This window comes from uncultured Thiodictyon sp. (assembly GCF_903828115.1).
Taxonomy (GTDB): domain Bacteria; phylum Pseudomonadota; class Gammaproteobacteria; order Chromatiales; family Chromatiaceae; genus Thiodictyon.
In genome coordinates, this window is the sequence record NZ_CAIKKU010000589.1 from 1 (window position 1) to 12,856 (window position 12,856).

12 protein-coding genes are annotated in these 12,856 nt (G+C 64.6%); 10 read left to right on the forward strand and 2 right to left on the reverse strand.

The window, feature by feature from the left end; genetic code table 11:
• Positions 1-74 precede the first annotated feature (74 nt).
• From pstC to QZY48_RS22290, 4 genes are all read left to right on the forward strand, one after another.
• Complete coding sequence (pstC, locus tag QZY48_RS22275; RefSeq protein WP_295435264.1) at positions 75-1,466, forward strand: phosphate ABC transporter permease subunit PstC; 1,392 nt, start codon at positions 75-77, stop codon at positions 1,464-1,466.
• 171 nt (positions 1,467-1,637) lie between these two features.
• Complete coding sequence (gene pstA, locus QZY48_RS22280; RefSeq protein ID WP_295435265.1) at positions 1,638-2,951, forward strand: phosphate ABC transporter permease PstA; 1,314 nt, start codon at positions 1,638-1,640, stop codon at positions 2,949-2,951.
• Between the two features lie 337 nt (positions 2,952-3,288).
• Positions 3,289-4,035, forward strand: coding sequence for a phosphate ABC transporter ATP-binding protein PstB (gene pstB / locus QZY48_RS22285; protein ID WP_295435280.1), 747 nt, complete (start codon positions 3,289-3,291; stop codon positions 4,033-4,035).
• Entirely contained in the window at positions 4,035-4,790 is a 756-nt protein-coding gene (locus QZY48_RS22290; RefSeq protein WP_295435266.1) for a PhoU domain-containing protein, read from the forward strand. The genes pstB and QZY48_RS22290 overlap by 1 nt, the downstream gene beginning before the upstream one ends.
• 299 nt (positions 4,791-5,089) lie before the next feature.
• Here the strand turns inward: QZY48_RS22290 and QZY48_RS22295 are convergent, their stop codons facing one another.
• Positions 5,090-5,932, reverse strand: a complete 843-nt coding sequence (locus QZY48_RS22295; RefSeq protein WP_295435268.1) for a hypothetical protein — start codon at positions 5,930-5,932, stop codon at positions 5,090-5,092.
• A gap of 1 nt (position 5,933) precedes the next feature.
• On the reverse strand, positions 5,934-9,338 hold the full coding sequence (locus tag QZY48_RS22300; RefSeq protein ID WP_295435270.1) for a kelch repeat-containing protein: 3,405 nt from the start codon (positions 9,336-9,338) through the stop codon (positions 5,934-5,936).
• A gap of 324 nt (positions 9,339-9,662) precedes the next feature.
• On the opposite strand from QZY48_RS22300, the gene QZY48_RS22305 reads away from it, so the two are divergent.
• The 6 genes from QZY48_RS22305 to QZY48_RS22330 all read left to right on the forward strand — a co-directional run bounded on the left by QZY48_RS22305 (position 9,663) and on the right by QZY48_RS22330 (position 12,385).
• Positions 9,663-9,950, forward strand: a complete 288-nt coding sequence (locus QZY48_RS22305) for a helix-turn-helix transcriptional regulator (RefSeq protein ID WP_295435271.1) — start codon at positions 9,663-9,665, stop codon at positions 9,948-9,950.
• Positions 9,951-10,098: 148 nt separating this feature from the next.
• Positions 10,099-10,989 carry a hypothetical protein gene (locus QZY48_RS22310; protein ID WP_295435273.1) on the forward strand — a complete coding sequence of 297 codons (891 nt, stop codon included), beginning with the start codon at positions 10,099-10,101 and terminating at the stop codon, positions 10,987-10,989.
• A gap of 160 nt (positions 10,990-11,149) precedes the next feature.
• Positions 11,150-11,377 (forward strand): DUF433 domain-containing protein, encoded by a 228-nt coding sequence (locus tag QZY48_RS22315; RefSeq protein WP_295435274.1) that lies wholly within the window; start codon positions 11,150-11,152, stop codon positions 11,375-11,377.
• 12 nt (positions 11,378-11,389) lie between these two features.
• Positions 11,390-11,620, forward strand: coding sequence for a hypothetical protein (locus QZY48_RS22320; protein WP_295435275.1), 231 nt, complete (start codon positions 11,390-11,392; stop codon positions 11,618-11,620).
• A 194-nt stretch (positions 11,621-11,814) separates the two neighbouring features.
• Complete coding sequence (locus QZY48_RS22325; protein ID WP_295435276.1) at positions 11,815-12,045, forward strand: addiction module protein; 231 nt, start codon at positions 11,815-11,817, stop codon at positions 12,043-12,045.
• Positions 12,038-12,385: a type II toxin-antitoxin system RelE/ParE family toxin gene (locus QZY48_RS22330; RefSeq protein WP_295435278.1), complete on the forward strand. Its 348-nt coding sequence runs from the start codon at positions 12,038-12,040 to the stop codon at positions 12,383-12,385. The genes QZY48_RS22325 and QZY48_RS22330 overlap by 8 nt, the downstream gene beginning before the upstream one ends.
• Positions 12,386-12,856: the final 471 nt, after the last annotated feature.

Consider the following 12,856-nt stretch of genomic DNA (forward strand, 5'->3'; position numbering starts at 1 on the left):
CCGCGGTGCGGACCGCCGCACCTCTTGCGTTCTGCGCGGACCCATCTCAGAATCCTTGGCGAAGAGCCGTCCGTATGCACACCTGGACCCTATTACTCGTCCTGCTCGCCGTGATGGCGCTGGCCTATCAGGCCGGGCGCAAGCGCGCGATCACGAGCGCCGGCGGCGCGGGACGCATCAACACCCTGCACTCCCTGCCCGCGTACTATGGATTTTACGCCGCCCTTTGGGCCGGTATTCCGGCCCTGCTCCTGCTGGCGCTGTGGACCGGCGTCCAGGATCAGGTCATCACCCATCTGGTGAGCACCGACCTGCCGACGGCCGTCGCCGTGGGGCTTACCCCGGGCGAACTTGGGCTGATGCTCAACGATGTGAAAAACCTGGCCGCCGGCAGCATCGTCTCCGGCGAGGTCACCCCGGCGATCCAGGCGGCGGCGGATCAGTACGGCCGTCTCCAGGGACTGGCCCGCTGGGCCCAGTGGCTCCTGGTCCTGGCGGTCGCGCTCGGCGGCCTGGCCCTGGCCTTGGGTCAGACCAGGCCGGGCCTGCGCGCGCGCAACCGGGTCGAGTCGATCGTGCTCGCGGTGATGATCCTGTGCTCCTCGATCGCCATCCTGACCACGCTCGGGATCATCCTCTCGGTCGCCTTCGAGTCGTACCAGTTCTTTACCAAGGTCAACCCCGCGGAGTTCTTCCTCGGCACCCTGTGGAGCCCCCAGACGGCCATGCGCACCGACCAGGTGGCCGCGGCCGGCGCCTTCGGGGCCGTGCCGCTGTTCACCGGGACGCTCCTGGTATCCTTCATCGCCATGGCGGTCGCGGTGCCCATCGGGCTGATGGCCGCGATCTATCTGTCCGAATACGCCCCGCGCGGGGTGCGCGCCACCGCCAAGCCGCTGCTGGAGATCCTGGCCGGCATCCCGACCGTGGTCTACGGCTTCTTCGCCGCCCTGACCCTGGCCCCCATGATTCGTGCGGTGGGCGAGTCCCTGGGGCTCGCGGTCGCCTCCGAGAGTGCGCTGGCCGCGGGCCTGGTGATGGGCATCATGATCATCCCCTTCGTCTCCTCACTCTCCGACGACGTGATCAACGCCGTGCCCCAGGCGATGCGCGACGGCTCCTATGCCCTGGGCGCCACCAAGTCCGAGACGATCCGCCGGGTGGTCATCCCGGCCGCCCTGCCGGGGATCGTCGGCGGCATCCTGCTCGCCGTCTCGCGCGCCATCGGTGAGACCATGATCGTGGTGATGGCCGCCGGGCTCGCGGCCAATCTGACCGCCAACCCGCTCGCCAGCGTCACCACCGTCACGGTGCAGATCGTGACCCTGCTGACCGGCGATCAGGAGTTCGACAGCGCCAAGACCCTGGCCGCCTTCGCGCTTGGCCTCACGCTCTTCCTGGTCACCCTGGCACTCAATATCATTGCCCTGCACATCGTGCGCAAGTATCGCGAGCAGTATGAATAGCCCGGCCGCGCTCTGCGAATAATCCACAATCGTTGTCGTTGTCGTTGTCGTTGTCGTAATCGGAGAAGCGATGCAATTTGGGATGCCAGAGAATCCGGGGTACTACGATAACCTCGACAACGACAACGACAACGACACAAAAACCGTTCGCTAATGGATTGGATTTGACTCATGCAGATAGAAGCCCCGCCTTCAGCACCCAGCGCCCCGCGGCGCACCATCGACATCGTCAATGCCAGCCTCAAGCGGCGCTATGCGCGCGAGGCGCGCTTCCGCTTCATGGGCGCCGCGGCGGTCACGCTCGGCCTGCTGTTCGTCGCCGTCCTGTTCGCGGACATTGCCGGCAAGGGCTATAGCGCCTTCCAGCAGACCTACATCCAGGTCCCGGTGTATTTCGACCCCGCGATCCTGGAACCGACGGGCACCCCCGACCCGCAGACCCTGGCGGGCGCGGACTACCAGGCACTGGTCAAGGCCTCGGTCCGTCTGCTGTTTCCGGAACTGACCGAGCGCCGCCAACTGCGTGAGGCCTATGCCCTGATCAGCGCTGGGGCGCCGCAGCAACTTGCGTCCATGGTCAGCGCGCACCCGAGCGTGATCGGCACCACCCGCGACCTGTGGCTGATCGCCGGTGCCGATGTGGACATGCTGATGAAGGGCCACCTGGATCGCGCCATGCCCGAGGCGGATCGCCATATCAAGGACAGTTCCATTGCCCTGCTCGACCGGCTGGCGGCGGATGGGCGCATCGAGAAGCGCTTCAACACCGGCTTCTTTACCAACGGCACCTCCCGGGAGCCGGAATTGGCCGGGATCGCCGGGGCCCTGGCGGGGACCTTCTACACCCTGGTCCTGACCCTGCTCTTCTCATTCCCGCTCGGCGTCGGTGCGGCACTCTATCTGCAAGAGTTCGCCCCCAAGAACCGCTGGACGGACCTGATCGAGGTCAACATCAACAACCTCGCCGCGGTGCCGTCCATCGTCTTCGGGCTCCTGGGGCTCGCCGTCTTCATCAACTTCTTCGGCGTGCCGCGCTCCACGCCCCTGGTGGCGGCCCTGGTGCTGGGGCTGATGACACTGCCGGTGATCATCATCGCCAGCCGGGCGGCGCTCCAGTCGGTCCCGCCCTCGATCCGGGAGGCGGCCCTGGGGGTCGGGGCCTCGCCCTTGCAGACCCAGTTCCACCATGTGTTGCCGCTGGCCATGCCCGGCATCATGACCGGGGCCATCATCGGCATGGCGCGCGCCCTGGGCGAGTCCGCCCCGCTGCTGATGATCGGCATGATCGCCTTCATCGTGGACGTGCCCCAGGGCTTCACGGACGCGGCGACGGTCTTGCCGGTCCAGATCTATCTGTGGGCGGACAGCCCGGAGCGCGGCTTCGTGGAGCGTACCTCCGCCGCCATCCTGGTCCTGCTCGGGTTCCTGGTCCTGATGAACCTGGCCGCGGTGCTCCTGCGGCGGCGCTTCGAGCGGCGGTGGTAATTCTATAATCCACAGATGAACACAGATGAACACAGATGTTCTTCGAATCGTCAGGCGCTTATCGCTATTGCCATAATCACCGGAAAGGTGAGTCCCCGGCCAAGCGTAAGTCAATGACTAATCTGTGATCATCTGTGTCCATCTGTGGATAACTGCTCTTCTTAGGTAACCGCCGGCTTGCGCGCACTCACTGCGCGGTCCGGGGTCCACGAGGTTCGTCATGAGTACGTTAGCAAGCGAGATCATCCGCAACACCGGTGCCATCAGCGCCGCCGACCTGGCCCGCGGCGGCCGGGTGAGCGGTACCATCGGCGATATCACCGCCCCCGACCCGCGCATGGTGTGTCGCGGGGTCAATGTCTGGTACGGCGCCAAGCAGGCGATCCGGGACGTAAGCCTCGACATCGGCAAGAACCAGGTGGTGGCGATGATCGGGCCCTCCGGCTGCGGCAAGTCGACCTTCCTGCGCTGCCTGAACCGGATGAACGACACCATCGACGGCTGTCGGGTCGGGGGTTCCATCCGGCTCGACGGTCAGGAGATCTACGACAAACGCGTGGACCCGGTGCCGCTGCGCGCCCAGGTCGGGATGGTGTTCCAGAAGCCCAATCCCTTCCCCAAGTCCATCTATGAGAACGTCGCCTATGGGCCGCGCATCCATGGACTGACCAACAGCAAGGCGGAGCTCGATGCGTTGGTCGAGACCAGCCTGAAGAAGGCGGGCCTGTGGAACGAGGTCAAGGAGCGGTTGGACCAACCCGGCACCGGGCTCTCCGGCGGCCAGCAGCAGCGCCTGTGCATCGCCCGCACCATCGCCGTGTCACCGGAGGTGATCCTGATGGACGAGCCCTGCTCCGCGCTCGACCCCATCGCCACCGCGATCATCGAGGAACTGATCGACGAACTGCGTGAGCACTATGCCATCGCCATCGTCACCCACTCCATGCAGCAGGCCGCCCGGGTCTCGCAGCGGACGGCCTATTTCCACCTGGGCGATCTGGTGGAGGTCGGCGAGACCAACCAGGTCTTCACCAATCCCCGGCACCAATTGACCGAGGACTATATCACCGGGCGTTTCGGCTGATGGACGAGCCACAGAGCCCGAGCGTGCGCAACCACCTGGCCCACGCCCATACCGTGCGCGCCTATGACCGCGAACTGGCCCGCCTGCGCGGCCTCATCCTCGACATGGGCGAGCGCGTGGTCGAGCAGACCCAGGCCGCCGTCTCCGCCCTGTTGGACGCCGACCTGAGCCCGGCCTACCGGGTGCTGGACCGGGAGCCGCAGATCGACTTCCTGGCGTTGGACGCCGACGAGGAGGTGTTCCGGGTCATCGCCCGCCGCCAGCCGACCGCGGTTGATCTGCGCATCGTGCTGGCCCTGGCACGCATCGCCGGTGAGGCCGAACGCGGTGCCGACAAGGCCGCCCGCATCGCGCGCAGCGCCCTGGAGTTCCGCGCCGACGACAGCGACAGCGCCCTGCCGGCCGGGATCGCGCACGCCCTGCGCGCCCAGGATGAACTGGTGTGCTGCGCCTTCGAGCGCAGTATCGCCGCGGTGTCCCAGTTCGATTGCGACCTGGCCGTCGGCATCTTCGAGGACGAGCCGGCGCTGATCAGCGCCACCCAGTCCATGCACCAGGCCCTCCTGGCGCCACTGGACCCGCCCCTGCCGCCGGCCAAACTGGGCCCGCTCTTCGTCATCGCCCACGCCCTGGAGTACATCGGCCGCCACGCCGGCGCCATCGCCGAGCAGGTGATCTATGTCGCCGAGGGCAAGGACGTGCGCTTTCGCAACCGCGAGATCCTGATCGAGACGCTGCGGCATCGCGGCGGCTAGTGCCGCGTGATACAAGTGCCCGGACCCTTGACCGCGCCGCGGCCGTAGGGTGCGCCGCGCGCACCATGGCGCCGCTCAAGCGCTGCCTCTCTGGAGGACGTTGAACCCTTCACCCTAAAGCCGGGAATTGCTCACACAAAGCCACAAAGAACACAAAGACAAACAAATCATTGAAGGCATTGGGCCGATCACCGCGCGGGTGACCCTTTCGACCTAAATATCGCGTTGACAATCTTTGTGATCTTTGTGTCTCCGTGTGAGAACTGCCCTTTCTAGGTTCACGGATTACGCCCTGCCAGCTACTCCCTCTTGCGAGACGCAGCGCATCGCCGGCGACCAACCAACCGCAGGAGTGCCAGGCTCGGCAAGAAAAGGTACGGGGTCCCCGGCACTGGTGCATCGGATACAGTCGACTGGGCAACGCCGAGGCTGAACATAGCCAGTGACAGCTCCCGTGACGATTGCGCCGCAATTGTGACGGTCGTGGTGAAGGTGCCGTTGCCCGCGAACGGACCGCTCGTGGGCGTTGACAGAAGCTCATCCACCGGGACCGCGAGCGAGACCCCGTCGATCAACAACTCGATCGACAATTGCCCGACACCCACGTCGATCGGCGAGCCGGCCGCCGAGAGGCCCATGAGCCAGGACCACTCCAACGCGATGGTCGCGTCGATGTCGGCGCTCAATGAGTTCTCGATCAGAAATCCGCCGCCGAGCGAGGTCTGGGCCCAGGCCATCTCAATGAGCGGATCGGGCGCGCCAACCGCCGTAGTTGTATTGCTGGCCGCGAAGCGTAGCGACTTCGCGGATGGGTAGCTTACGCTACCGCCCGCAACCGCCGAACTGCCTGTGATCCCATCCGGGTCGCGGTAGGCATAGGTCGTCAGCGGGTTCTGGCCGTCGTCGGTCACGAAGTTCAAGGCGGTCACGCCGGCGGTCTGCGCAAATGACACGCTCAACAGGGCTTCGGCTGACAAGTCGCTGACGGCAACCGCGCCGACGTTGCCGGCTGCGGCACACAGCAGTGCTGCAAAGATCGCGGCAATGCCGCGTGCAAGCAGCCCAGCGGGTTGGGCACAAGGTCTGGGGCGCGACCATCGCTCCCGGCTCAGGTTGGTGCGGGTTTGAGATTCATGGATCACGTCAATTCCCCAGGCTGCAACCGCTAGGCAGCGACTTCGTAGAACTCCGGCAGTTCTGCCCCGAGACGGTGCAAACCTTCGATGTCACCACGTTGCCGGTAATCTTGAAGTCGCGGATCTCCTCGTCCGGGGAGGAGGCGCGGTTCTTTCTGGCGACGCCGGTAATCTCGGTTGGTGCGGCGCCGGGGTTGCGGGTGCAGTTGGCGACATAGCGGGTCTGCTCCTCCATCAATCCAGTCGTGCTCTTGGTCTTATAGATCCAATAGGCGACGGATTGCGCGTTCGCGGCCACTCCCACACCGGATAGCGACTCCAGCGGAGACCCGGTGGTGTAGGCATAGCGGCTGACCCGCTGGCCGTTACACTCGACATACTGGACCGGATTGCTGGTTCCGGGGGCAACCCCGCTCCTGATCGTGCAGTTCATGGCTGGTGGCGACGGCGGAGACGGCGGCTTGGAACCGCCACTAACGCCGGATATCGTCACGCGGGTCTGCCCGCTGAGGCAACGGTTGTCAAAAACCGTGAGTTCGACGATGTAGTCCCCAGGGATGTCCATGACAAGGGTTGCCTGATAAGACGCTCCCGTCGTACCCGGCAGGACGGCAATAGAACAAAGGCCACTAGCATCGCTGCTTCCTGTAAGAGGTTGCCATCCAGCAAGTCGCAGCATACCCTTGCTATTGGGAGGCTTACTGACGAGTCGCCAATCGTACTTGCGGAGGGGGTCACCATCCGGATCACTCGATCCACTCCCGTCGATGATCTTATCCACCGGCACCTTCATGCTCCCGGTGACCGGGGCAATGACCGCGACCGGCGCCCGATTCGCGCTGGCGGTGAGCGTGATGAGGGCGCTCGCCGCGGCGCCCTGCGGATCGGTCACATTCAAGCGGACGCGGTATTGACCATCGACATCCGGTACAAAGGAAGGCTGCAAGGTGGCGGCATTGGCCAGAGCCGCCGCGCTGCCTGCCGGGCGCGAGAGGAAGGACCAGGACACCGTGAGCGGTTGGCCCTCCGGGTCGTAGCTCCCGCGTCCATCCAGCGCGACCAACACACCGGTCTTGATCTGACGCGAGACCCCTGGGTTGGCGACCGGCGGCCGATTTGCTGGGGGCGGGCTTCCCAGCGAAAAGACCTCCGCCGTGTTACCGCTGATCACGAGCACCCGGCCATCGACCAAACGGGTGGCGCTGTGGGTAGACCGGGGGATCGACATGGCCGCCGCGCCATCCCAGGTGCCGGTTGCTGGGTTGAACAGTTCTGCCGTGTCCAGGTCCTGTGTCCCATCGGTCCCACCTGCCACCAGGACTCGACCGTCCAGGAGCGGCGTCAAGGTAGTCAGTGCCCGCGGGGTGCTGAGCGGTGCCGCGGGCGCCCACGTCAGGCTCGCGACGTCGAACACCTCGGCCAGGGCCGAGAGGCTGCGCGTGTGCCCGTTCAAACAGCCACTCGGTGCTATCGTCCGGTAGCCAGCGGCGGCCATGACCTTCCCATTCGGCAAGGTCGCCAGGAAGGGCTCCATGTAGCCGTTGCAGGATGTGGATCGTGGGGTCGCCATGGCCGGTACGGCGGTCCATTGCCCGGTGGCCGGGTCATAAATCTCGGCGCTGGCGATGCTCAGGAACAGGCTGTTCTGACCGACGCCCCCGGCAACCAATACCCGGCCATCCGGGAGCAAGGTGGAACTGTGGAACTCCCGGGCCGCGGTCATATCGCCGGTTCTGGTCCAGCTCGAGGTGTTTGGATCAAAGAGGGCGGCGGAGCGAAACACCGTCCCGCAGCGGTTTCCGCCGCCTGAGACCAGCACCCGACCGTTGTTGAGCCGAATGGCGCTGTGCCCGGTGCCGAACGGCACCGGCGCACTAGGACCAACCACCCAGGTTCCGTTAATCGGGTCGTAGACCTCGCTGGTGGCGTTGGTCGTGCATGAGGCATTGTTGCCCACACCGCCCGCGGCCAACACGCGACCATCGGCGAGCAGGGTGGCCGTGTGGTCGAAGCGCGCGGTAAGACTGTCCCCCGTGGCGGCCCAAACGTTCGCGACCGGATCGTAGACTTCGGCACTGGCAACGGCTGCCGAACCACTCCGGCCTCCCGAGACCAGCACGCGGTTGTCCCGCAGCAGTGTCGCCTGATGCGAGACCCTGGCAACCGTCGGCCCCAGAATTGCTTGCCAGGCCCCCAATTGTCGCTCTACATCAACCCGCAGGATCGCGACGTCGGAGCCGCCGTTGCCGTAACTCTTGGTGGTACCGACCACGAAGAGCCGGGGACCCACGTCCAACTGCGCCGCGGCGATACCCGAGAAACTGTCGTCGTCCGTACCGCCCCAGGTCTTGGAGCCGATCAGGTCACCGGTCGTGAGGTTGACCTCCAGGATGATACCATCGCTCTTGGCCCCGGTGCCCGCGGGCGTGACCGCGCCCACCGCATAGACCCGGCCGTCCAGAACGACGACCCCATCCAGGGTTTCGGTGGTGCCGCCGGCGTCGTAGGTGCGTGACCAGAGCGGGTTGCCGGCGGAGTCCCAAGCCTCGATCAGGAAGTCGGTGGCGCCTGCGCTCAGCGGTGCCTGCCCGACGGCGATGACGGTCGTGCCGCTGAGCGTAACGCCGCGGTAGCTTCCGGAGGCGGTGGACGTGCGCGTCCATTGCAGGGTTCCGGCTGCATCGTACTTCCTGATGTACGGTTTAGTTGCCGGATTACCCCTCGACGTGGCGACGTAGACCGCATCTGCGCTTGCCGCGACAGACGAACGGAGCAAGGTATATGTAGCGGTGGTGGAATCACTGCGCGTCCACAAACGATTGCCAGCCTCATCGAACTTATCCACGAACGAGCCCCAGCAGTCGCAGCCCGAAACTTGACCGAAGCCGACACTGAATACGAACGCTTGGCCGGCCTGGGTAGCTGAGGTGATTCCCGTCAGGAACTCGTAACCGCCGTAGGAAAAACCCCCGGGTGCAGGCGGGGTTTGCCGTTCCCAGACGTTTCCCCCGTAGCCCGCCCCTGCGGAACCGTCGAGGTTGAAGCGAACCGTGATGCCTTTCGCTTCCTTGCCACCGACAAGATCGGTAGTACGCGCATAGCTTGTGCCGGAGACATAAGCGCCATTGTTGGACAGCGCGATACCGGTGAAATAATCCGCGGAGGCGAGGGTTGGCCAGGTACGGGTCCAGGTCGGCGTCGCCGGCAGCGCCGCGGGAAATTCGCCAACCAGGCCCTCGGCGGAGTCGCTTATCGACCCGGAAAAGTAGATGCGCGAGCCGGTTACCGCGATGCCAGATCCAGCATCGTTGGCCGCCCCCCCGTAGGTGGTGTAACCCTCGACCGTCAGCGCCGAGGCGACTCCGGACGACAACAGCAACGGGATCGACAAAGCCCAGGAACGCCTTCGCATGGGGCGAAGCGCCTCGGCGAAGCCGCGGCACGGACGATCAGAACGCATACCGCTGAGCGGCGGGGGAGCCAGCATCACCATGTTTACCACCTTAAGTGAGCGAGGCGAAGAACGACTAGCCGCACCGGCGCAGACCGGTCGGCATCATGGGCCGGTCACATTGCCGACCAGCCGCAAGAATCGATTTTCAACACTGCCCTTGATGATGAGCACCGAATCAGGCCCCGTCTCTACGTGTTACGTAGAGTCGATCCAAGGCGTTGTCGCGACCATCGCCGGATGGTCGAGAAGTCCTCACAGAGGCCGTGCTGCTTTGGTGCGCGCTTGCGCCAGGCCCGCGAGCGCGCGGGACTGGCCCAGGACAAGTTGGGCGTTCTGATCGGGCTGGATGAGGGTTGCAGCAGCGCGCGGATCAGCCGTTACGAGACAGGCGTACACGAGCCGCCCTTCGAGACGGCCCGTAAGCTCGCCCAGGTCCTCGGGGTCTCGGTGACCTACTTCTACTGCGAAGACGACTGGCTGGCCGACCTGGTGCTGAGGCTGGCGGTGCTGACCCCGGCACAGCGGACCGAACTGACCGCCTGGTTGGACCGGCAGCGCGGGGCAATTTAGCCGGGGATGTTGCGCGGATAGCGGGTTTGCATCGCACCCCAGGGGATTGGGCCGCTTGCAACTATGCCGATTTCTCCCCAGACTCTGCCAAGACCGTACCGGACATCCCGGGCACAACCCATTGGCAGAGAAGGCTTGAGGGGTTTCCGTGGACCACGACCAGAACTTCAAGAACCTGATCGTCGATTACCCGCGGGAGGCGGTGCGGTTCTTCGCCGCCGACGAGGCCGAGGGCGTTGACGAACGGACCCAGATCATTTCGATCCGTGAGGAACAACTGAAGGAGCGCTTGGGCGAGCGCTTTCGTGAACTGGACGTACCGCTGCTGGTCGAGTGGCCGGACGGTCGTCGCGAGGCGCTGCTATTCGTACTGGAGGAAGAGACCGAGGCGCGCCGGTTCTCAATCCATCGCCTCGCGCACTATTGCCTCGATCTGGCCGAACTGTTCGGTACCGAGCGGGTCGTGCCGGTCGCGATCTTCCTGCACCAGGGACAGCGTCCATCCGAGTTGCTGCTCGGCGGCGACCGCCAACGCTATCTCGCGTTCCGCTACCTGTCCAGCAGTCTGTTCGACCTCGACTGGCAGGACTACCGCGACAGCGATAACCTGGTCGCGCGCTTGAACCTGCCCAACATGCGCTACCTGGACGAGGACCGCGTGGCCGTCTATGCATGGGCAGTGCGCGGACTGCTGGCCCTGGAACCGGATCCCGAGAAACAACTCAAATACGTCCAGTTCGTCGATATCTACGCCGCCTTGAGCGACGCTGAGCGCGAACAATATCAGCGTGACTATCCCGAGGAGAACAAGGCCATGGTTTCATTTCAGACCCGGTTTGAACAAATCGGCGAGCAGCGCGGAAAGGAAATCGGCCTTCAGCTTGGTGAAGCCACCATGCTGCTGCGGCTCCTGGAGCGCAAATTCGGCGCGGTATCCGATGAGCAGCGCCGCTGCATCCTGGCCGCCGACGCCGAGACGCTGCTGGGTTGGTTGGACCGCACCTTGACTGCCGCGGACATCAATGAGGTTCTGCATTGACCAGTCGCGGCGCTGCCGCATCAAAACCTGAAAGTGCCGAGCTGAGAGAATGTCGCACCCCGTAGCCAGCTTACCGCCGAGGTCGTTGGCCTACAATTCGCGGCACCGCCCCCGGCAGACAGCCCGATTCCAGACCAACTTTCCTTGGAGTTGCATACTGATGGCGATCGTCTCAAATCCGAATGTGATGATGCGTAAGCCGGCCATCGCCGGTACCCGGATCACGGTCGAGTCCATCCTGGAGCGGCTTGCCGCGGGGGAATCTCAGGAGCAGATCATCAAGGCCAACCCGCGGCTGGGACCCGAGGATATCCGTGCTGCACTGGCGTTTGCGGCTCAAGCCCTGCGTGAGGATGTCATCTATCCCGTGACGGCCAACGTCGCTTAAGGACCTGGACCGTTGAAGAACATAACGCTTTCTGTCGATGAAGAAACCTATCAGCGCGCGCGCATCGCCGCTGCCGAGCGCAACCCGACCGTGAGCGCCTTCGTACGCGACTATCTGCGCACCTTTGCGCACCCTGGCGAGGGTGAGCACAATCCTGCGGCAGCGCTCTTCGCCGCGCTGGATCGCGCCCAAGGCTTTAGCGCCGACGAGCGGATGACGCGCGAGGAGGCCCATGAGCGCTAAGATTTTTCTCGATACGAATGTTGTGCTCTGCAGCGCAGCGGCGCGGGCAACGAGCGTGTTGCCTCTCTCGCGTCGCAGGGGGCTACGCGAGAACCGCGACGATCCTCCCGCGGACGAGGCGGTTGGCCTACAATTCAAAGCGCTGGCTGGCGTTCACCCTGGACCCGTGCCGACTTTCTTTGAGGTGCATCGCGATGCCGATCGTTGAAGATGTCCTGAATACCGTCCTCAGCTTGCCGGTTGCGGACCGGGCGGTTCTGGCCGAGCGGCTCTTGGCGAGCCTTGATGACTTGGATGAGGATGAGTCGGACCTGCTCTGGGGCGAAGAGGCCGAGCGGCGGCTCGCCGCTTTGCGTAAGGGCAAGGCGCGGGCATGGCCCGCGGAAGAGGTCTACGCACGCGCGGAGCAGCTGTTGAGTGAATGAGGTCCGCTACCATGATGCGGCGGAGGCGGAACTGTTCGAGGCACTGGGCTTCCTGGAGCTTCGCGCCAAGGGTTTGGGGCGACGCCTGCTGGGCGAGGTTCGGCGGACGGCGGCGCGGATTGCTGAGTTTCCATTGGTCGGTCCCGAAATCCGTCCAGGGGTGCGCAAGTTGCGGGTGCGGACCTTCCTCTATTCACTCGTCTACACCGTTGACGATGAAGGCGTGCTGATTTTGGCGGTCGCGCACGGGAGCCGCCGACCGGATTACTGGATTACTGGAGCGAGCGACTTATCGAGCGGTAGGCGAAGCTACAACCGTGGGATGGAGTTAGCCCCGTAGGATGGGTAGAGCGCAGCGAAACCCATCTCGCCACCCTTGATGATCGGCCCTGGTCGGCTGGCTCGATCGCACCTTAACTGCCGCGGACATCAATAAGGTTCGGCATCGGCCAGTCGCGGCCGTCCCGCATCAAAACCTGAAAGTGCCGATCTGCGAGAAGCGCGCGCCCCGTAGCCAGCCTACCGCCCAAGCGTTACTGTTGCCGATGCGATTAAATGCCAGGTAAGCGCTTGATGTGAGGCTGGCGGTATAGAGAATCACGAGATGATCAGTTGCCAGAACAACCCGGTAACCCCTCTGTGCCAATGTAGGTGAGACAACACCCCCCGGTAAATTTACTGTAGGGCAGTCTTCAGGAGATCACCGATGGCAACACGCATGAAACAGGTTCTGAGCGACGCGCCGGGGGAGGAAACGCCGGGAGCCCATAGGGCGAGCGGCGTTTCCTCCCCCGGCGCGGGCGCCGCCGCG